Below are 20949 nucleotides of genomic sequence, written 5' to 3'. Positions count from 1 at the left end.
GTTATGTTGCCAGAAAACACGTTTAAAAAAGCCCTACAAAATGACGAAACACTGTGGGGGTTATGGTTAGGTTTACCTGATACCTCTTGCGCGGAAATATGCGCAGGGGCGGGATTTGATTGGTTGTTAATTGATGGTGAGCACGCACCATTTGAGTTGAAAACGATTCTGCATCACCTTCAAGCATTAGCGCCTTATCCGGTTTCTCCTATTGTTCGTCCTGAGAATGGATCAATATCGTTGATCAAAAGGTTGTTAGATGTTGGTGCTCAGACCTTATTAGTTCCTATGGTTAATAGCGCAGATCAAGCGAAAGAACTTGTCTCTGCGGTTCGTTATCCGCCAGAAGGTATTCGTGGAATGGGCAGCTCTCTTGCCCGAGCCGCTCGCTGGAACAAAGTGCCGCAGTATCTACAAAAAGCCAATGATGAGATCTGTTTGATAGTTCAAGTCGAAACGTTAGAAGCGATGGATAACCTTGAACAGATAGTGGCTGTAGATGGGGTTGATGGGGTGTTTATCGGCCCATCCGATCTGTCCGGTGCTATGGGGCACGTTGGCAACCCAGACCATCCAGAAGTGGTGGCGAAAATTGAGTGGGCGATGGAGGTGATTAAGCAGTCTGGAAAGGCCTCAGGCATTCTTTCGCTCAATTTGCAAAACGCTCAGCAGTTTGCTGAAACTGGGACCAAGTTTATTGGGGTAGGTGTCGATACGCTGCTACTAAGGACGGGCGCAGAGCAACTTATCCAAAAAGTTAAAAATCAAAATACGCCAACAGGTAATGAACCTGTATCAAGCGGCTACTAATGTAAATAAAAGGATTTCTAATGAGTTCAAACCAAATAGTGAAAGGTAAACTTGTTTGTGTCGCGCTCAATGATGCGAGCCAACTTGCTCAGCTAGACAGCACATTCAACGAAAAACCGTATCTCAAACCGCCAACGCAGCCGGTACTGTATTTTAAAACCCATAATACGTGGTCTACTGATGAGGCCAAGATTGCACCAGCAAAAGATGGCCAATCACTGGTTGTAGGAGCCAGTATCGCTGTGGTTATTGGTAAGCAGTGTTGCCGTGTTAGCGAAGAGAGCGCAGTTGAGTATATTGGTGGTTTATCTCTGGTTCACGATTTCTCGTTACCTGAAACTAGCTACTACCGCCCGGATATTAAAGGGAAGTGTCTTGATGGTTCTGCACCTGTGGCACAAAAGCCAGTGGCGATGTCTGATATCTCTTCTTTGCAAGATTTAGAGGTGACGACCTCTGTTAACGGCCAGCAGCAACGCACGCTAAAAGTGACAGATTTACACCGAAGTGTAGAACAGCTTATCAGTTTGATTTCGACCATTATGACCCTAGAGGCCGGAGATGTTATCGCGGTTGGCTTCCCTGGGGAACGCATTCCAGTGCAAGCAGGTGATAGTGTCAGTTCAACGATGAGTGGTTTTGTTCAACTTAATAATTCGGTAATGGGAGAGTAACAATGAAGAGAGCACGCGTACTCTTTCAAGAGACAGTATATCAAGTAGAAGTGACTCAAGCTGGTGAATTAATAACAGACTCTGGCGAGAAACTGAATGAAGAGCAAGTCACTTGGCTTTCACCAATTGAAAAACCGGGAACCATATTTGCGCTGGGTTTGAACTATGCTGACCATGCCTCAGAACTGGCTTTTGCGCCACCAACTGAGCCGTTAGTGTTTATTAAAGGGCCAAATACTTTAACGGGCCACAAGCAAAACTCCTATCGTCCTGATGATATTGAATTTATGCATTACGAGTGTGAGTTGGTTGCTGTTATTGGTAAAGACGGAAAGGATATTCCTCGCGAAGAGGCGATGGACTATGTTGCGGGATACACCATTTGTAATGACTTTGCTATCCGAGACTACCTAGAAAATTACTATCGACCAAACCTTAGAGTAAAAAGTCGCGACTCATTATGTCCAATTGGCCCTTGGTTAATAGACAAGGATGATGTGGGCGACATAAGCGACCTGAAACTGGAAACGACAGTTAATGGTGAAGTGACTCAGCAAGGCACAACCGCAGATATGATTTTTGATGTTCCGTTTTTGATTGAGTATCTCAGCGCTACGATGACGCTTAAACCCGGCGACATGATTGCTACCGGCACACCTAAAGGGCTCAAGGATATGCAGCCTGGTGATGTGGTTGTCTGCTCTATCGAAAAAATAGGGGCATTAGAAACCCATATGGTTTCGGAGCAAGAGTTTTACGGGTCAAATTATTAGACACTGTTCGATCGGCCTCGGCCGATCTTCAAACAATATATAACGACGATAGGCCAATATCTTTAGCGTAAATAACCTTAGCGTCAATGATTAAAAGGGACGAAATTATGAGTCAGGAACTTCAAAACAATATTGATAAAGCCGCTACCTATTTAGCTCGCTTTAAGGACAAAACACTCGGTCATTACATTAATGGTGAGTGGACGCTAGGAACAGAAGGTGAAACCTTTGATAACACTTCACCTATTGATAGCCAATCGTTAGGCATGGTAGTAAAAGCCACCAAAGAAGATGTGGCGGCTGCGTGTGATGCGGCACAAGCTGCTCAAGCTGAATGGGCAGCAATGAATGGAGCAAAGCGTAAAGCCATTTTGCATAAACTGGCAGACAAAATTGAAGCGAGAGCAGAAGAGATTGCTTTAGTAGAGTCTTCCGATTGTGGTCAGCCTCTGCGTTTTATGCGCCAAGCCGCTGTTCGTGGCGCCGCTAACTTTCGATTCTTCGCGGATAAAGCGCCAGAAGCTCGCAATGGTTTAGCTCTGCAGCAAGATACTCATACTAACTTTACCGTCCGTACTCCAATTGGGCCAGTTGCGGTTATTACACCTTGGAATACGCCGTTTATGCTATCGACATGGAAGATAGCTCCGGCGTTAGCGTCAGGTTGTACGATTGTTCATAAGCCAGCTGAGTTTAGCCCTCTAACTGCGGCTATTCTAGCAGAGTGTGCAGAAGAAGCAGGACTGCCAGCAGGTGTCTGGAACATGGTTAACGGCTTTGGTGAAGTGGCAGGTAAAGAGCTAACGCAACATAAAGCGATTAAAGCAATTGCGTTTGTTGGTGAAACGGTTACCGGCTCTATGATTCAAAAACAAGCCGCCGATACGTTGAAGCGCTCTCACTTTGAGCTGGGTGGCAAAAACCCGGTAATCGTCTTTGATGACGCGGATTTTGACCGCGCCCTCGATGCCGTAGTGTTTATGATATACAGCCTAAACGGTCAACGTTGTACCAGTTCAAGTCGACTATTGGTGCAATCGGGTATTAAAGACAAATTTATCGCTGCATTAAAAGAGCGTGTGGCCAATATTAAAGTCGGGCATTCGTTGGATCCAGCCACAGAGGTTGGTCCGCTAGTACATAGCTCTCACTACAACAAAGTTTTGAGTTATGTTGATGCCGCGATTGAAGATGGCGCAACGGTTGCTGTTGGTGGCAAAAAAATTACCACACTTGGCAATGGTAATTACCTAACGCCAACTCTATTCACCGATGCAGATAATAGTATGCGAATTGCTCGTGAAGAAATTTTTGGCCCAGTACTAACGGCGTTAACGTTCGACACGGAGCAAGAAGCCATTCAGATGGCGAATGATACCGATTACGGCCTGGCCGCTTATATCTGGACTAAAGACACCGGGCGTTCTATGCGTATGGCTCATGCTGTTGAGTCTGGTATGGTTTGGGTTAACTCAGAAAATAACCGTAACCTTCCGTCACCATTTGGTGGTGTGAAAATGTCTGGTGTAGGCCGCGATGGTGGTGACTGGAGTTTCGATTTCTATATGGAAACTAAGAATGTTTGTATCGCCTTTGATACGCACACGGTTCCCGTACTCGGTCGATAACTAGCGATTAGCTAAAGGTGATTAAAACGTGGTTTAAAGAGGCCCTGTTTTAGTCACCACCTCATCAGATGATTTATTAAAACAAGATAAACAAAAGGAACTTGAATGCCACACTTTATCGTTGAGTACTCTGCCAATATCGAAGAACAGTTGGATATTCCACAACTGCTGAAAGTGTTGAATGACACGGCAGTCTCCACAGGTGTTTTTCCTTTGGGGGGCATTCGTAGCCGTGCGATTCGCTGTGAACATTTTCGAGTTGCTGAAGGTGCTGCTGAAAATGGCTTTATTCATTTAACCGCTAAAGTGGGAAGTGGGCGGCCAATCGAAACATTACAGCAAGCTGGAGATACTATTTTTCAGGCGTTTACTGATTTTTTACAGCCTATTTTTTCCAGCCGCTATTTAAGTATTGGATTTGAGCTTACCGAGTTACATCCCGTACTTAATTACAAAAAAAACAATATACATGAAAAACTGAAAGCACTGTCCAATAACCAATAACGGAATTTAATTGAATTTTAATTAGAGCTTACGAGGCTTTGATTTACTTAACAGGGAGATAGACAAGATGGGTGAACTTGTTGTTGCTGCAAAAATTACGCACGTACCGACCATGCTTATGTCGGAGCAGCCAGGGAAATTATTTGGTTGTCGTGATCACGCTATAAATGGCCATAAAGAGATCGCCCAATTGGCGCGTGACAATAACGTTGATACGGTTGTGGTATTAGATACACACTGGCTAGTGAATGCGGGTTACCACATTAATTCTAAAGCGCACTTTAAAGGGGTATTTACCAGTAACGAATTCCCTCATTTTATTAAGGACTTACCTTATGAGTATGAAGGTAATTCTAAACTGGGTGATTTGATTGCGGATATCGCGACCGAAAAAGGGGTGTTTACCCTTTCTCATCAAGTGGAATCTTTAGAGCTTGAGTACGGAACCTTGGTTCCAATGCGTTATATGAATGAAGATAAGCACTTTAAAGTGGTCTCTGTTGCGGCAATGTGTACCGTGCATAGCTTAGAGTCGTCACGCAAGTTGGGTGAAGCCATTCGTGAAGCAATAGAAGCCAGTGATAGTCGAGTGATGCTATTGGCCTCTGGTTCATTATCACACCGTATTTGGGATAACGAAGATTACGCCGCCAACAACGGAACGTTCACTATCTCTAAAGAGTTCAACCGTCAGATGGATCTGCATGTATTAGAGATGTGGGAGAATGGCGATATCGACACTTTCCTTAAAATGTTGCCTGATTACGCGGATAAATGTGATGGTGAAGGTGGAATGCATGATACCGCTATGCTGTTCGGAGCGCTTGGTTGGGATAACTACAAAGGCAAAGGCCGAATTGTAAGTGAGTACTTCCCGAGTTCGGGAACAGGACAAGTTAACGTACTGTTTGAGGTGTTGTAGTCACATGTTTGTCACCGATACGAGTTTAAGCTGGCAATCGGCTCTGTTGATTGCACAAGCAGCCATTGAGTACGCAGAGAGTAACCAACTTAAAGTCTCAGTATCGGTGCTGGATAGACACGGCAACCCGCTCAGCCAAATACGCATTAATCATGCTGCACTTCCTTGCACGCAGATTTCCGCAGATAAAGCCTATACCGCAGTGAGTTTTGGTTTTGCCACTAAAGAGTGGAACAGCCGATTAGAGGCGAAACCTTCTTTGCTGCATGGCTTGTCTCATCAAAAACGCATGGTGCTGTTTGCTGGTGGAGAGCCCATCTATTACCACGACCAGCTAGTCGGAGCGATCGGTGTGTCTGGTGCAAGCGAAGACCAAGATGCCGCCTGCGCAAATGCTGGCGTAGCGGCGTTTCAGCAACAGGCTATTCAGCAGTCTCGCGCTATGCCGTTGCATGGTTCGCACTGTTATTCATCCCATGAATAAAGACAATCAACTGACCCTATTCTTAATTCTAATGGCAATGGTTAGCCCTGTTGCCCTCAATATTGTTGCCCCCATCATGCCGTTGCTGGCGGAACAGTTTTCTTCTTCAGGTAACATCATTCAGTTGAGTTTTACGGCTTATTTGGCAACGCTGGCAATTGGTCAGTTGTTTGCAGGGCCGATCGCGGACAAATATGGTAAACGACGCTTACTATTGTGGGGATTTGGGCTGCATATTGTTGGTGGCTTGGTGGGTGTTTTTGCCAGTTCTGTCTCTTTGATACTGCTAAGCCGAGTGATGCAGGCCGCAGGCGGCTGCATTGGCATGATGCTGGCTCGCAGTATACTTGTTGATATTTACCCGTCAGATAAAGCGGTTGAGAAGCTGAGTTACATCACCATGGGTGTGGCCGTTTCGCAAGCTATTGCACCAACCATCGGCGGTGTGTCAGCAGAGATTTTTGGCTGGCATTCGGTATTTTATTTGCCAATGTTTATGGCATTTTGTGTCTGGTTAGGGGTTTTCTTTCAGTATCCAAAGCCTATTACTGAAAAAAACGTGGCGAGAAAATCTTCTTTTTTGGCCACGTATCGCTGGTTAATATCAAATAGGGTATACACCAGTCTTGCATTATCGAGTACCTTAATTGCCTGTGGTTTTTTTGCGTTTGTAACTTGCGCTCCGTTTATTGCTCATCAACTGCTGGGAGATAATTTAACGCAGTATGGCTTTTGGTTTCTGTTTGTTGCACTCGGCTTTATGGCTGGTAGCTTTGCCAGTGCGCAGCTGTCGGCTAAATGGTCACATGCCACCACAATTGTCGCCGGCCATTGCCTTTCGTTAGTGGGCGCCGTGACTATGTTGCTATCGTTGAGCTTTTATTCCGTCAGTTACCAGACACTGTTTCTTTCCATGGCCATTTTTACTTTTGGGCGGGGGTTAAGCCAGCCTCACCTGCAGTCTTTATCGATTTCTGCTGTGCCGGTTAATCGGGCGTCAGCTTCTGGTTTACTTGGTTTTATCCAGCTATTATTGGGCGCACTGTTTGCACAGCTCATTGGTCTGTTAGTCGAGTATATTGGCTTTATTATGTTGCCTATATTGCTAACGAGCTTTGCCATCATCGCTATCGTTTTATATCTCTACTGTCACCACTATTTAATACCGCAGCAAGAGACAACTATGCCCTCGACAAACTGATGGAAGACAGAAAGATTGTCGACTTTTTACAAGGATCTAGGTAATGCAATTAAATGATATGAGTTTGTTTAAACAACAATGTTACATCAATGGTCAATGGAAAAGTGCTCTTGATGGCGATGTAACCGCGATCACCAACCCATCTACCGATGAGGTGATTGGTCATGTGCCTAATATGGGACAAAAAGAGACCCAAGAAGCGATTGAGAGCGCTCAGGTTGCATTTAAATTGTGGAAAAAAGAGACTGCCGAGCATCGTGCTAAAGTGCTTCGTCGTTGGTATGAGCTTATGCTTGAGCATTGTGATGATCTTGCCACCATCATGACGACCGAACAAGGTAAGCCATTTAACGAAGCAAAAGGTGAAGTGATGTACGCCGCCAGCTTTATAGAGTGGTTTGCGGAGGAAGCACGTCGTGCTTACGGGGATATCATTCCAACCCATAAAAGTAGTGCGAGAATCTTAGTCACCAAAGAGCCTATTGGTGTTGTCGCCGCCATTACGCCTTGGAACTTTCCAGCTGCAATGATCACCAGAAAATGTGGCCCTGCATTTGCCGCAGGTTGCCCTGTTATCTTAAAGCCGGCGCCTGACACTCCTTTTACCGCTTTGGCGTTGGCAGAGCTTGCAGAGCGAGCAGGGATACCAAAAGGGGTATTTAGTGTCGTTACTGGAGATGCCATTGCCATCGGTGGCGAGCTAACTCAAAGTAAAGTGGTGCGTAAACTCTCGTTTACTGGCTCAACCAATGTCGGCAAAATTTTGATGGAGCAATCGGCATCGTCGGTTAAAAAACTCTCTTTAGAGTTAGGTGGAAATGCACCGTTTATTGTCTTTGACGATGCGGATATTGATGCCGCTGTAGAAGGGGCCATGATCGCCAAGTTCCGTAATGCCGGACAGACTTGTGTGTGTGCCAACCGACTCTTTGTTCATAGCAAAGTGTATGATGAGTTTGCTACTAAACTGGCGAACAAAGTTGCTCAATTAAAAGTGGGAGACGGCTTTGAAGAAGGCGTTTCTATCGGCCCTCTTATTAATGACGCCGCGGTAAATAAAGTCACCGAACATATCCAAGACGCTTGCGATAAAGGCGCTAAGGTACTTTATGGCCAGTTGCCTCCACAGGGCAGTCGGTTAGTGGTTCCTCATGTGTTAACCGGTATAACAGATCAAATGCAAGTGGCAACGGAAGAGACGTTTGGTCCTCTTGCGGCGCTGTTTTCGTTTGAGACCGATGAAGAGGTGTTACAGCGAGCTAACGACACCGAATTTGGTTTAGCGTCTTATGTTTATACTCAATCTCTTGCTAGAGCTTGGAACGTCGCTGAAGAGCTGGAGACAGGAATTGTAGGTATAAATGAAGGGCTGATATCGACAACCTTAGCGCCATTTGGTGGCGTAAAAGAGTCCGGTCTTGGCCGTGAGGGTTCTCATTTAGGTATGGATGATTACTTGGAGTCAAAATACATGTTAATGGGCGGTTTATAACCGTCACCGGATTATAAAAACCAGCGTTTGTACGCTGGTTTTTTTGTTAAGCGAGCTCATTGTCGAACTGAACTGAGCGAACGGTGCCTTAATTAGCGATAGCGGTCATAAATCTTCTCGATCGTGCCATCTTTTACTAACTTATCAATCGCCTTGTTGAACCTAGGTAACGCCTCTTCTTTGTTTGGATGCAAGCGCAGCATCATATCGAGCGAGTTGTAGGTTTTACCTACCACGACTCGTTTACTTATATGTTGCTGCTGAATTTCATACTGAGCAAAATCTTTATTGATGAGTGCTTGATCGAAGCGACCAGCAAGCAATAACTTGATCAGTATATTTTCATTTTTTACCGACGATGTTTTGATACGCCCATCGTTAAAATAGTGTGAGAATTTAGGGTAGTGGTACCCTTTTATGACTCCAACTGTTTTGTCTAATAGGTCATCTGGTCCATTAACTCTGATATGGTGGTCACTATTAAATAGGATAACCTCTTCGGCCACGGTAAATGGGATACTATAAACACCAATGACCTTTGACTTCCCTCGATACGCTGGATTGGTCATCGGCTCAATATCGATCTCACCTACTTCGAACTTATGCAGAGCTCGATTAAAAGGAACCCTGACATACTCAAAGGTATCACCTGTTTCTTCAGCAATGGCTGAGTAAATATCTTTGATCGTTCCTGTCCGTGCATCATCTTCTTCAAAAAAGTAAGGTGGGAATGACCCTGTATGCAGCATTACGTGGAACGTTTCAGCTGACACCAATGAAGAGAATAGAGAAATGAACAAGATAGTAATGGATTGTCGCAATGGTAGATATCTCATTTGTAATTTGTATGGAGTAAAGTCGAACAATTAATAATAGCCTAGTCAATAGCGATCAAGCTGACAAAAGTAATGTGTCACTATGTGAGATTGAACGACTTTGAGGTTGAAACAGGTTCAATAGTAAAAGGTGTGCCTATTAGCGCTTTCTTCTATGGATGCTATCAGTTTTTGCTGAGTCTCAGGAATAAGACTTTAGAACAATCCTATTGACCTTTACATAACCTTACACTAATTATGGTTAAAAGGAGTATGATTTATGTGGGAAATTGGTAAAGGAGATGACCATGAATAAATATATCTTTTCTATATTACTCGGTTGCCTAACTATTTCTCTTTCAGTGGATGTTGCTGCAAAAGGAAATGGTCGAATGGGGATGTCTCAAGCTCCTGTCTTTGCAGATATTGATGTAAACCAAGATGGTTTGATATCTGAAGAAGAGTTTGTTGATTTCCAAAAGGCAAGACAGGAACTTCGTAGATCAGAAGGTCGTTTATTAAAGAATTCAGTTTATAGCGATGAGATGTTTGAACGCATTGACGTCGACCATGACGAATTCATTAATATGGATGAGTTTCAATCGCATAGAGGCTCTAGGAGATTTTCAAATCTATAAGGTCCTCTAAATTGAGAGGTAACTTTCCTGTTGCCTCTCAATATAATCTCACCTTGTTCCTTTGTTCATCGTAATTTGTAGGGTGGTAACAAGGAAAACAATATTCGCGTTCGCAATGTGACAAGCCAATGCATTGTAGCCATGACAAAGACACCGTTAATCCATTAACTCACGGTGTCTTTTCTTTTCTGTTTTGTTCTTATTCCTGATCTTGTTGTTTATAGTGATTCAGCAGCGTTAACAAAAATAGGCGTATTTCATTGCTCAACGCATCGTTGTTGGTGCCTTCGATACAGGCATTCAGAATAAAGTCTTCAACTTGTAAGTAGAAATCGGGTTGAGAATTGTTCGCTGAGTTCATAGCTAGATCCTATGTAGATTCTGGTTAATCACCACTCAAAGGTTCCTAATCAAGGGGTGGCGAACTGAACAAGGTTAGGAACTACCGCTACATAGGAAACGGCGCGCCGAAGCGCCCTCGCTCAGCTCACCATAATGTTGATTATTGCCGTTAAAATAGGCAATGCCATTAAATTCAGGTGTGCTAAAGCCGCACATTATTATCCAGTTAAAGCTGGTATTAATGCGCCTATGTATTTGAATGCAGGGTTCCTAATCCCGACACTGGATTTTGCCAGTGCGAGCTAAGCATATGATTTCTAGGGTTGAAGTGTCAATAAATTAAACTTGATGACCATTCCCGTTTACGCTTGGCTTTTGTGGCCTGTTTTTGGCGAAGAGTTAGCCAAAAACAGAACCTTAGACTCTAGGCATTAAACTAGAATAAGTAACTTGAAGTGTTAATTGCTTGCAGAGACAGTGCGGTATCCAAATCGAGCCAAGTAATGCCAAACTTTTTTGATATCTTGTTCGTCATAACCTTGCTCTGTAATGGCTAACCCCAGTATTCTCGCATTAATCTTACCGTTATGAGCCAGCTCTGTAGCGAGTTCGATAAATTGCTGCCCACGATAGTCAGGATGACGACGCATTTCCTCAAGACTTAACTCATAACCATTGTGCCATTTTATCGGCACACCTAGTTTTGAGGCATATTCAGCGACATTTGTAGAGCGATAAATCGGGTCTAACACAACACATTCAATATCCTCTTTTACCGATATAATCCCATGAACGTGGGCCTCAATATAGTCATCTAACAAATCCACATTTGATGACGAAGCTATATCAATGAGTGTCATTAAGTTGCTAGAGACAGCAAAATCTTCGGGCTGAAAAAAACTATCTGGGTAGCAAAATGTTGTTCGCTCAAAAATGTGAGGCTTCAATTGAAAGAAAGAAGAACCAAAACGACAGGAAGCCCCTGCTGCATAATGGCGGTAATTTAGCGCACCATATTTTGGTCTGAGGTTGTTTGGGGCATTATCGTACGCGCCATTAAAGACAGTTTGTTCCCACGACCATCGCTCACCGCCAGCATAAGCCGTTAAACCACCATTGCTTGTCGCTGTTTCAAATTGAGATTTCAAAAAACCATCATCCGCAATAGCTTGAAGCAGCGGCTTATTGTCTGACGTATAACGGTCTGGGTGAAAATTAATTGTAATAGCGCAACTTAAAGAACCCTTCATTCCTTTCGACTTCAATCGGATATTTTCGATCGCTTGCTCTACGGCATTTTTAGCCATGAAACCTCCTGTTTGCGATAAAGGGCATAACGTTGTTTATACGGGAGAACGTCACTTTTAATCTTCATATAATGCCCGCTTGTTTGATTATTTGCGTACGATAACCGTTAACCTAAAATAATGAGTTTTGTACTAGAGGTCTTAATAGTAGGTTTGGATCGATACCTTCTGTACTTCCAACCAAAAAAGGACTTTTGGGGTCATGGAGACTCTTGTTTTTCATCACCGCATTTTCATTAAAAGTCGCATAGCAATATGAGCAGCCATGAAGACATGTATTATACATGCCTATATCAATACTTTTTATACAGCCACAGGCGTCTCTTTGGCCACTATCCTTTTTAGAACTTACATCTAAGTTAAACACCGATTTTATCAAGAGATCATCAATGCATTTTCCCTGCTTGATCCCAGATGATTCTCGACCAATCTCTTCGGCACAGCTTTCTATTGTCATGCCATGTTCATTAGCCACTTTTGCCATGTAGTTAGACAACTCGTATAGCTCACTTGGCATCTTAGTTATGTCTGCGAATGTCAGGCCATCTATTCGGTTTAAATTTCTTTCTGTCTTTTTATAAAAGTCAGAAAAGCTAATGTTCCGAAGAGGTAACTGTCATGATAATACTGTCGCTGAGAGCTTTTTTTAATTGTTAAAACGTGAGCGTGTTCGAAAAAGATATATCTAACGCAAAAAAAGCACGGTCAGATATTCTCGACTATATCGAGATGTTCTATATCTTTAAACGTCAGAACAGTCATGCAAATAGGATGTCTCTATTTGCTCTAACTAAATCTTAGCGAAGATTAAGAGCAGTTATGTTAAAAACTGCCCTATCCCAAACGAGATTTATATTAACTTATTGAATAAAACTTCGAAATTTATCCTCTAACATCCGAGAGCCACTCAACGTTAAGTGACTACTATCAAAGTAAAAAGGGACACCTTTATCATCACTAAACACACATTCATATCTACAAAAAACATCCGATACAGATATTCGTTCATATAAGTTCGATTCAATAGAATCCAACTTTTTAAAAATAGCCTCGTTATCTTCCAAATAACTATTTATGTTCTTGGTTAAGTTACTAGTATCCTCTTTTAACAACGTGTACATATGTTTAGGTACATGCTGGTTCCAAACTGGAACAGGATCTATAACTACTACTTTGATTTCTTTATCTATAGCAACTTTCGTTAGTTCCAGAACGTTTTTGATGGGAAAACCACTTGTAGAATAGTGGATTACAATTTTATCAACTTTCTGAGATAAGGCATCTTCAAAAATTCTGGATACGGTAAGACCACCTTCCATTAGGGGGTTATTAGGTACTAAAAATATCAATTTTGCATTTTTCTCACTAGATATCTTAGCTAAGGATGTTTTTATAGAATCCGCGTGGCTATTACCTACAAGCATAATTGTTGATTCTGGATTAATCACGTTATTCTTTTCACAAGATATAGCAATTGGTTCTAAAATTCTGATTAATTTACCACACCGGTATTCGCTCCTATCAGAAAATGCTTTAAAAATATACTTTTCTTTTTCGGTTAATAAATTATCTTGCAAGCTAGATGAAATAAAAGAAAGAGTCACAATTGTAAGTGAGCTAATAATAGTAAATGTAAATATTTTTTTTGATTTAAACTGTTCAATATAATTAAATGAAATGTATGAAAATAACCCAATAAGAAAGACTATTAACAATTTTTCGCCCAATGACTCAGTGTTAAGTATAGTTCCGCCAAAAGGTTTAGATAAGAAAATTACAATTATGGGAAAATGAGCCAAATATATGGAATATGAGTATTTCCCTAAAAAAATAAGTGCTTTCCCACAAGTGGAATTTTGAATGGCTAAAGGTAAACCAAACAATAGTACTCCGCTAGTAGCTAAACAAATCAACACTGAAAACAAACCAGGATGACCAAAAATAACACTAAGTGATTCACCATTTACAGGCATAAATGGAATAATTGTTAAAGTTATAACTGAAAAAAAACCAATCCATTCTCTTCCTTTATAACGAATCTTTCCTTCATTTGTGAAATGTTTTGCAATCCCAAAACCAATAAGAAACTCCCAAACTCTAAAAGGGAAAATAAAAAATGATGTTTTCGGTGAAATAGTTAATACTAATAAGCATAGAGTCAAAGAACAGAATAAAATTATGGGTAAAAAATATTTAGACTTTCTAAAAAACCATGATAATAAAGGTATGATGATATAAAATTGAATTTCAACACCCAAAGACCATAAATGTAACAAAGGGTTAAACTCAGATTTACTAAAATATGAATTTTGCATCCAAAATCCAAAATTTGATGCAAAAAAAGAGCTGAATATTGATTGTTCAACAACTTGCTTAGTTTCATTAGCTGTAGTAAATGCAAAAGAAGCTAATAATGTAACTAAAATTATAAAAAAGTAAGGTGGTAAAAGTCTTTTAGCTCTACGTCTAAAGAATTCAGTTTTATTTCTGAAATCATATAATATTGCCATTAGGAAACCACTAATAACAAAAAACACATCTACACCTAAGAACCCTCCTTTAAAAGAAGATAAGCCTAGATGGAACAAAACAACAAATAAAACAGATAATCCTCTTAATATTTGTATGTCATATCTAAAAATCATAATTAGCATCCAATATAAAAACTATGCACATCGTAACTACAAGGAAAAATCACAAACATTGACAATTTAGTATTACTAATCCGCTATAACAATAATTTTATAAGCTTATCACTAAATAGCATAATTCCGTTAAAAAATTGATCCATGCTTGATTATAATCAATTGTTACCTATCTAACAATAATTCTTACTGTAAGTTGTAACTATTTTTTATTCAATTATAAGACTTATAACTAGAAATTTGATTCGTACCAACGAATCGTGACGTAACATTAAATGCATAGACTAATCATAATTGATTGCAGTGTTTTGTGGCGTGTGTTGAGTTTGTTGCTCCGCTGACGGCATCACAATGTGTCAAGACTGAAAAGTAAACAGAGATAACCTAACGAAATGGTTACTATGAAATGTAGTGTTATTAGTATCGATTTAACAAAGAATATCTTTCAAATCTTCACGTTTAGTTACGAAAGAAAAATTATATTTAACAAAAAATCAAAATATTCTAATTTACTTCACGAATTACAACCATTCGAATTCGTTCTTGTAGTGATGGAAGTTTGCTACTATTCCAATTCTTGATTCAACATTTCGGTCATACTGTAAAGTGTATTCTTGCTTTTTTATTAAACCCTCTGAAGTGGTTAACTAAATTTAGCTACCTCATTATAAGTATTTAAAGATGATAATAACGATACATTGGCAATAGTTGAAGCGCCAATTTGAACGACATTGAACTTTGTTTCAATTTAGCTCTTTGAACAGTAAGATGTTTAGTGTTTTAATTAGATAAGAAAATTACTCATTAAGCTGAAAGGTGCTTTGATGAATTAGCTTAGATGACTACTTGCTGAATTTGGTGAATAAAAGTATCGCGAATGTTAAAAGTCAGTTACCATTAATTTTAGAGAATAGCAAAAATGAATTGGCGCTCTATTCCGGTAGTTTCATCATCAGAATATCGCTTACTATTCGTATATTCTCCAAGCAGACAAAGAACATAAAATTGGAGTTATAATAGCTTTTTTTCCCTCGAAGTAACTATCAAGGGTTCCTTAATATACTTGATGTTGCCTACATTATGGTCTCGCTGCTTCTGGCTTATATAAATGGTCTCCAGCTCGTAGCTTGAATAGGATTTATACCACGGCAATATGCCAGCGATACTACCAACTGGCTCGGTAAAATCAATAAACGGGCGGCAGAATATTCAGAAGACTTCTCATTCATCCTTGCAAATGTATCGTAGCTTTGGCAAATAAACTTGCTCATATTATCTGGGCAGTATTATCGATGAAAACAGAGTTCTAAGCTTTTGCTTAACCAGTAACACAATCTACTGAAAACTAGGTAACATGAAACGGTAACAACACAATTAACAAAAATCGACATTCACCCTGTTAGGAACCTCGTTAAGAATAGGTGTTTGATAATAAAAGCATTGTGTGTAATAGGAAAAAGGACTCATGAACCTCATTGAAGTGCTTTGTAATAAAAGTGGAAACCAGACTCTGGATATATGTCAAAATACAGTATTCCTTAACTTATATTAATACTGTTAATTAGTGTAATAGAAGAAAAATTTCAGCTTTAAGACAAAAGATCTTTAATCTTTTCTTTATTAAAGTGGCTATAAATGTCCTTTTAGTTTTTACAGTATATCAGTATTCTTATACTCCCAATTTTTACTTCAGTGTAGCTATAGTCTTTATCTACACAAAATAAAATAACACTCTATATTGATAATGACTGTGGGCATGTAAGGAGTACATGATGAGCCGAATTTCCTTTTTGACATTATTTGCGTACAACATTACTTGCGTACGATAACCGTTAACCTAAAATAATGAGTTTTGTACTAGAGGTCTTAATAGTAGGTTTGGATCGATACCTTCTGTACCTCCAACCAAAAAAGGACTTTTGGGGTCATGGAGACTTTTGTTTTTCATCACCGCATTTTTATTAAAAGTCGCATAGCAATATGAGCAGCCATGAAGACATGTATTATACATGCCTATATCAATACTTTTTATACAGCCACAGGCGTCTCTTTGGCCACTATCCTTTTTAGAACTTACATCTAAGTTAAACACCGATTTTATCAAGAGATCATCAATGCATTTTCCCTGTTTGATTCCAGATGATTCTCGATCAATCTCTTCGGCACAGCTTTCTATTGTCATGCCATGTTCATTAGCCACTTTTGCCATGTAGTTAGACAACTCGTATAGCTCACTTGGCATCTTAGTTATGTCCGCGAATGTCAGGCCATCTATTCGGTTTAAATTTCTTTCTGTCTTTTTATAAAAATCAGAAAAGCTAATAACAACTTTATGGGTTTTGTTTGCTAGCATGGCGGCAATTTTAGAGAATATTCGCTTGTGTTCATTCATATCAACAAGATTGGACAGCAGTATTGGGTCATACCGCCAGATGACTTTATCAGCACCTATTTGGTCACTGAGTTTTATAAATGTATCAATCGCCTTATGAGGACGGGGAACTCGAGTCTCTAATTGTTTCGGGTAGGCAGTAATCGTGTACTGAAAGTAGTATTTATGCCCTAGGGAATCTAACTCATTCAGGTGCTTCATTAACATAGCGGGGTTTCTGGTCCAAAAGACAAAAAGCTCGACATCTTTTGGCAACAGGGAAACCCTTCTAACTTGATGGGCGTTAAAAGGGTTTCTAGTCAATAAAAATCCCTCACGGATTCTGTTCATAAACCATGGCGTATAAAAAGCTGGAATATCAGTCCTACGACTAACGCTAATGATCATATCTTTCACCCAAATTTCAGCATGCTATATGCTGGGTAGTTTGTAACATCTATGTTTATTATTTTAGCTTGGTGTGGTGATAATGTTTGTCTCAAACCGTTCGATGATAATCTGTTTTAGCCATGAGTGAGCTAAATCTCGATCTCTGTTTTCGTGCCAAAATAACGGGTATGTTAACGCGGGAACATCAACGGGTAATAGTATAACTTTTAACCCCATTTTCTTCGAAGTCTGTTCAGCGAATCGTTTTGGCGCCGTCAGTATTAGATTGGTATGGCGACACAACTCTACCGCATTGTTAAAGTCAGAGACGTAAAACGCAATGTTCCGTTCTATGTTTTTTTCTGCCAACTTGATGTCCACTAACCAACGTTCATTGGTGTAGTTTTTAACCATGATATGCCGATAAGATAGGTATTGTTCAAGCCCCCAAGTACTCTCTAGGCAAGGATGTTTAGGATTGACTAAACAATAAAGCTCATCTTGATATAGCTCTTGAGAAACAATCCCTTTCGGCGGTATCAAAGTACGAGCTTCATCTTCGGGTTTTAAGTCTTTACCTGTAATAGCAAAATCAAGCTCTCCTCTTTGAAGGCGCTCAAATGTGTCAGCTCCCCAACTAACCGAATCGATGGTTATGTTTGGTGCTATTGTCAGTGCTTCAGCGATAAATTTTGGGAAAATAAGCGAGTAAGCGCTTTCTACGACGGCAATATGAAATTTTCTGGTGCTTTGGGCTGGGTCAAAACGGGTGGGGGAGGTTAGTTTTTCAATATCAACCATTAAACGTTGCAAGTCAGACTGAATTTGTTTCGCTCTTAGTGTCGGTTCCATTCCATAACCTGAACGTTCTAGCAGTGGATCATCAAATAGCAACCGAAGTCTAGCCAAGCTTTTACTGATTGCCGATTGGCTTAAGTTCAAATGCTCTGCAGCTCTACTCACGTTACGCTTTTCTAACAAAACATGTAGATTCACGAGTAAGTTCAAATCGAGTTTAGCTAAATTTTCAATGTGCATGAGTAAGACCCTGATCTATTCCTTTCGGGAATGGTAGCCCTGAATATAAACCACTTCTGTTCATGAGACTATTCCTCTAACCTAATGTTTGTAAAGTGACTTTGAAAGCGTAGGTAAAACGAGATGATGGAATTGTCATAGATTACTTGGGTGCTTTTGGAGCCGTACCTCGCGATCTAGACATCAATAGGCTTTTAGGTCTTGCTATGTTGCTTGCTGGAGCTTACATCATAATACGGTAAAGTGTATGAAAGTCAGAATTAAACTGATATGGAGTATCAAATGCGAGTTGTAGTGACAGGTTCAGCTGGTCGAGTTGGCCGTAATATCTACATTCATCTAATGTCATTTTGTGAAGTAAAAGGCATTGATCTTATTCCCTGTTCTACGGTTGATTATCTTGGAGACATTCGAGATTCTACCCTGCTAAGAGAAGCGCTAACAGACGTTGATGTTGTGATTCATACTGCGGCACTTCATGCGCCACATGTTGGTGTTCGTTCAGATGAAGAGTTTATTGATATAAACGTGAACGCAACTAAATTGATAGCAAAAATAGCGGTTGAGCAAGGTGTTTCTCATATCGTATTTACCAGTACGACGGCACTTTATGGTCGTACATCTACCACACATGGAGAAGCATCTTGGGTTACAGAAAATGAGACGCCCTTGCCTAGAACGATTTATCACAAAAGTAAAATCCAAGCAGAACAATTGCTTCAAAGAGTATCGGAAGAGAAATGCTTGCCAATAACAGTGCTGCAAATGTCTCGTTGCTTTCCCGAGCCAGCCGATATGATGGCTGTTTATCGGTTAAATAGAGGAGTCGATGCTAGAGATGTCGCGGCTGCCCATGCTTGTGCCATTAAGGCACGGCCCAATGGATTTACTCGCTATATTATTTCAGCCAGTTCACCATTTAATAGTAGTGATTGTGAGCGACTTTACTGTAGAGCAGAGGATGTGATTAGGGAATGCTCGCCCAATTTAGTGCGTGAATTTCACCGAAGAGGATGGCGCCTACCTGTGAGCTTGGATCGTGTTTATGATTCATCTCTCGCGCAGAAAGAGCTGATGTGGACGCCCAAATACGGTTATGAAGAGGTGTTTGCACAGTTAGACGCATGTATTGCTGAAGTGCTGCCAGTATGTTGATAATGACCGTGGGCATGTAAAGAGTACATGATGAGCCGAATTTCCTCGGTGACATTATCTGTGACATTGATAGCGAGTTTAATCATGAGTTCGAACGCATTGGCTATGGAAAAAGCCGTCCGGCAGACCGCCGATTTGAAAGTGATAATTAACTAGAGTAATTTGCCCTTTGTTGCCACGAGAATGAAGTGGCAATAAAGGGAAAAAATTGGTTGATAAGGAGCTCGTATAGCGTTTGTACAACGTCGTTTACTTAAGAAGGTCAGGTTATAAGGGAACGACAGTCCACTGCATTAGGTTCGGTGTTATTTCGTCACACTGAGCTAACTGAAGCGGTCTTTTTACCCATGGGCCTGCGGTTTGTGTTTCTGATGTAACAGCCAGACAGTAGCTATTATCCGCCTGTAGTCTAATTGTTTGATCGTCTTCTTGGTAAACAAAACCCTGATGCTTTGCATCACTACAATCTAGTAATGCGAGTTCGCTTTTTCCTTTCGCTAAAAGACCTTGCATACATAGGCCTTCAAAGGCGTAGGATTGAATTCTATTGGTTTTGCTATTGTACTCAAACCTGACATCATGCCCGGAATGGTTTCTAGGTGAGCCTTCATCTGGTCTCGGTTTACAGGTGTGAGTTTGCAACAGTTCAGAGTGGCCACGACCGTACGTGTCAATGCAAAATCCATAACCGTTTGGCTCATCTAGATTGTCACTTAACACAATATATGGGGGTTCTGTGGGGACAGTTGGCTCAGCTGCCATAAGAAGTGAAGGAGAAAAAACTAAGCTAAAAGCGATTATAACGTTGGTCATGCTGTTCGGTTTCATATCTATATCATCCTTGTTATGAGTACTATCGTTGGTGTTAACATTCCACCACCCTTGTATTGGTAATAACGGTTTTCGTAATCGGTAAATCATTTACTGGTTAAAGCTATCCGTGAACTCGACAATTCGAGCGGCATTAACCCCCTGATCACTTCGTCCTACTCGAGACACACTACGAATGTCGATACGGCTTTGGTTATTTATCGGCGTTACTTGGACGACGATGTCATCCATAAAGGCAAAAAAGGGTGTTTTGGCGGTCGCTTCAAAACGCAATGTTTCGGGGTCTTCTGCTATGATCTCCCACCCTTTGCTGTGCGCAATGCCCAAGACTTTTTGGTAAGCTTCTGTTGTGGTGAGGTTTGATTGAATCGGCTTGATGTATGGATAAGCTTTTCTCTGTATTGCCGCCACCTTTTCTCCCGCGTAAATCAAAGAGTTTTTCGCACCAGAACGCGTGTTATCCAGCACTAAAAATTCAGGAGGGTTGGTGGTATCCGTTGTAATATCATGAATTGCGGGGGCACGCTTTGTTGGATTAATGGTGCCGTAAATCATGGGAGCGACTAAACCCAGTCCGATTAGCACAGCAACAAAGGATTTTATTGCCCCATTGCGGTTTCGTGCGACCAATTGAAATATAAGCCCCAGAGAACTTAAGCTAAGCAGAGAGATACCAATCGGGTTAAGGTAGTTTCGGAAATAGCCAAAGCCTACGATGGGCTCCCACAAGCCCAAATGCGCGCCGAAGATCATCATGGCAATAATTAACACGGCTGCGATTGCTAATAGTAATACTATGGTTCCAACATGAGATGTACGACTGTTCGTCATTTTCTATCCTTTGACTGTCATTTTCGAGAAACGATGAGCAGTTCCTTAGCTCATCACTATAGATAAAAATAGCAGTAAATGGGGTTAAGGAAGGGTTA

Annotated in this window: 20 protein-coding genes and 1 pseudogene; 12 read left to right on the top strand and 9 right to left on the bottom strand. The window is 40.9% G+C overall.

Annotated elements, in window-relative coordinates; all coding sequences use genetic code 11:
• Positions 1 to 3: 3 nt before the first annotated feature.
• The 9 genes from hpaI (at position 4) to CHJ_RS16895 (ending at position 8488) form a co-directional block, all read left to right on the top strand.
• Positions 4 to 810 carry a 4-hydroxy-2-oxoheptanedioate aldolase gene (gene hpaI / locus CHJ_RS16935; RefSeq protein WP_317918381.1) on the top strand — a complete coding sequence of 269 codons (807 nt, stop codon included), beginning with the start codon at positions 4 to 6 and terminating at the stop codon, positions 808 to 810.
• A gap of 20 nt (positions 811 to 830) precedes the next feature.
• The gene (locus tag CHJ_RS16930) at positions 831 to 1484 is read left to right on the top strand and encodes a fumarylacetoacetate hydrolase family protein (RefSeq protein ID WP_171754399.1); all 654 of its coding nucleotides are present in this window, start codon (positions 831 to 833) and stop codon (positions 1482 to 1484) included.
• A gap of 2 nt (positions 1485 to 1486) precedes the next feature.
• Positions 1487 to 2257, top strand: coding sequence for a fumarylacetoacetate hydrolase family protein (locus CHJ_RS16925; RefSeq protein WP_317918380.1), 771 nt, complete (start codon positions 1487 to 1489; stop codon positions 2255 to 2257).
• Positions 2258 to 2364: 107 nt separating this feature from the next.
• On the top strand, positions 2365 to 3885 hold the full coding sequence (gene hpaE, locus CHJ_RS16920) for a 5-carboxymethyl-2-hydroxymuconate semialdehyde dehydrogenase (RefSeq protein WP_317918379.1): 1521 nt from the start codon (positions 2365 to 2367) through the stop codon (positions 3883 to 3885).
• Between the two features lie 105 nt (positions 3886 to 3990).
• Complete coding sequence (locus tag CHJ_RS16915; RefSeq protein ID WP_171754396.1) at positions 3991 to 4389, top strand: 5-carboxymethyl-2-hydroxymuconate Delta-isomerase; 399 nt, start codon at positions 3991 to 3993, stop codon at positions 4387 to 4389.
• Positions 4390 to 4456: 67 nt separating this feature from the next.
• Positions 4457 to 5311, top strand: a complete 855-nt coding sequence (gene hpaD / locus CHJ_RS16910) for a 3,4-dihydroxyphenylacetate 2,3-dioxygenase (protein WP_171754395.1) — start codon at positions 4457 to 4459, stop codon at positions 5309 to 5311.
• Between the two features lie 4 nt (positions 5312 to 5315).
• The gene (locus CHJ_RS16905) at positions 5316 to 5795 is read left to right on the top strand and encodes a GlcG/HbpS family heme-binding protein (RefSeq protein WP_171754394.1); all 480 of its coding nucleotides are present in this window, start codon (positions 5316 to 5318) and stop codon (positions 5793 to 5795) included.
• Positions 5788 to 6996 carry a multidrug effflux MFS transporter gene (locus CHJ_RS16900; protein ID WP_317918378.1) on the top strand — a complete coding sequence of 403 codons (1209 nt, stop codon included), beginning with the start codon at positions 5788 to 5790 and terminating at the stop codon, positions 6994 to 6996. Before CHJ_RS16905 ends, CHJ_RS16900 begins: the two co-directional genes overlap by 8 nt.
• A gap of 43 nt (positions 6997 to 7039) precedes the next feature.
• Entirely contained in the window at positions 7040 to 8488 is a 1449-nt protein-coding gene (locus CHJ_RS16895; protein WP_317918377.1) for an NAD-dependent succinate-semialdehyde dehydrogenase, read from the top strand.
• Positions 8489 to 8580: 92 nt separating this feature from the next.
• Here the strand turns inward: CHJ_RS16895 and CHJ_RS16890 are convergent, their stop codons facing one another.
• The gene (locus CHJ_RS16890) at positions 8581 to 9324 is read right to left on the bottom strand and encodes a substrate-binding periplasmic protein (RefSeq protein WP_317918376.1); all 744 of its coding nucleotides are present in this window, start codon (positions 9322 to 9324) and stop codon (positions 8581 to 8583) included.
• A 287-nt stretch (positions 9325 to 9611) separates the two neighbouring features.
• On the opposite strand from CHJ_RS16890, the gene CHJ_RS16885 reads away from it, so the two are divergent.
• Complete coding sequence (locus tag CHJ_RS16885; RefSeq protein ID WP_171754390.1) at positions 9612 to 9941, top strand: hypothetical protein; 330 nt, start codon at positions 9612 to 9614, stop codon at positions 9939 to 9941.
• Between the two features lie 199 nt (positions 9942 to 10140).
• Here CHJ_RS16885 and CHJ_RS16880 read toward each other — a convergent pair whose 3' ends face one another.
• The 3 genes from CHJ_RS16880 to CHJ_RS16870 all read right to left on the bottom strand — a co-directional run bounded on the left by CHJ_RS16880 (position 10141) and on the right by CHJ_RS16870 (position 12131).
• Complete coding sequence (locus CHJ_RS16880) at positions 10141 to 10302, bottom strand: hypothetical protein (RefSeq protein WP_171754389.1); 162 nt, start codon at positions 10300 to 10302, stop codon at positions 10141 to 10143.
• 439 nt (positions 10303 to 10741) lie between these two features.
• Positions 10742 to 11590, bottom strand: a complete 849-nt coding sequence (locus tag CHJ_RS16875) for a DUF3626 domain-containing protein (protein WP_317918375.1) — start codon at positions 11588 to 11590, stop codon at positions 10742 to 10744.
• 112 nt (positions 11591 to 11702) lie between these two features.
• Positions 11703 to 12131, bottom strand: a complete 429-nt coding sequence (locus CHJ_RS16870) for a DUF1848 family protein (RefSeq protein ID WP_317919203.1) — start codon at positions 12129 to 12131, stop codon at positions 11703 to 11705.
• A 55-nt stretch (positions 12132 to 12186) separates the two neighbouring features.
• On the opposite strand from CHJ_RS16870, the pseudogene CHJ_RS16865 reads away from it, so the two are divergent.
• Positions 12187 to 12391 (top strand): annotated as a pseudogene (locus tag CHJ_RS16865) (IS3 family transposase); the annotation flags it as partial.
• A 59-nt stretch (positions 12392 to 12450) separates the two neighbouring features.
• Here CHJ_RS16865 and CHJ_RS16860 read toward each other — a convergent pair.
• The 3 genes from CHJ_RS16860 to CHJ_RS16850 all read right to left on the bottom strand — a co-directional run bounded on the left by CHJ_RS16860 (position 12451) and on the right by CHJ_RS16850 (position 18034).
• On the bottom strand, positions 12451 to 14235 hold the full coding sequence (locus CHJ_RS16860; protein WP_317918374.1) for an acyltransferase family protein: 1785 nt from the start codon (positions 14233 to 14235) through the stop codon (positions 12451 to 12453).
• Between the two features lie 1837 nt (positions 14236 to 16072).
• Positions 16073 to 17014 (bottom strand): DUF1848 domain-containing protein, encoded by a 942-nt coding sequence (locus CHJ_RS16855; protein ID WP_317918373.1) that lies wholly within the window; start codon positions 17012 to 17014, stop codon positions 16073 to 16075.
• A gap of 63 nt (positions 17015 to 17077) precedes the next feature.
• On the bottom strand, positions 17078 to 18034 hold the full coding sequence (locus tag CHJ_RS16850; RefSeq protein WP_317918372.1) for a LysR family transcriptional regulator: 957 nt from the start codon (positions 18032 to 18034) through the stop codon (positions 17078 to 17080).
• A gap of 282 nt (positions 18035 to 18316) precedes the next feature.
• Between CHJ_RS16850 and CHJ_RS16845 the strand changes: the two genes are divergently transcribed.
• Complete coding sequence (locus CHJ_RS16845; RefSeq protein WP_317918371.1) at positions 18317 to 19189, top strand: NAD-dependent epimerase/dehydratase family protein; 873 nt, start codon at positions 18317 to 18319, stop codon at positions 19187 to 19189.
• A 267-nt stretch (positions 19190 to 19456) separates the two neighbouring features.
• On the opposite strand, the gene CHJ_RS16840 is transcribed toward CHJ_RS16845, so the two are convergent.
• Positions 19457 to 20017, bottom strand: a complete 561-nt coding sequence (locus tag CHJ_RS16840; RefSeq protein WP_317918370.1) for a ricin-type beta-trefoil lectin domain protein — start codon at positions 20015 to 20017, stop codon at positions 19457 to 19459.
• 93 nt (positions 20018 to 20110) lie between these two features.
• Positions 20111 to 20851 carry a DUF1499 domain-containing protein gene (locus CHJ_RS16835; protein ID WP_317918369.1) on the bottom strand — a complete coding sequence of 247 codons (741 nt, stop codon included), beginning with the start codon at positions 20849 to 20851 and terminating at the stop codon, positions 20111 to 20113.
• Positions 20852 to 20949 lie beyond the last annotated feature (98 nt).

It is taken from the genome of Vibrio sp. MACH09, assembly GCF_033238805.1.
In the GTDB taxonomy this organism is placed as follows: Bacteria; Pseudomonadota; Gammaproteobacteria; order Enterobacterales; family Vibrionaceae; genus Vibrio.
Note: the sequence above shows the minus strand (reverse complement) of the source record. Positions and strands in the feature narration are given on the sequence as shown.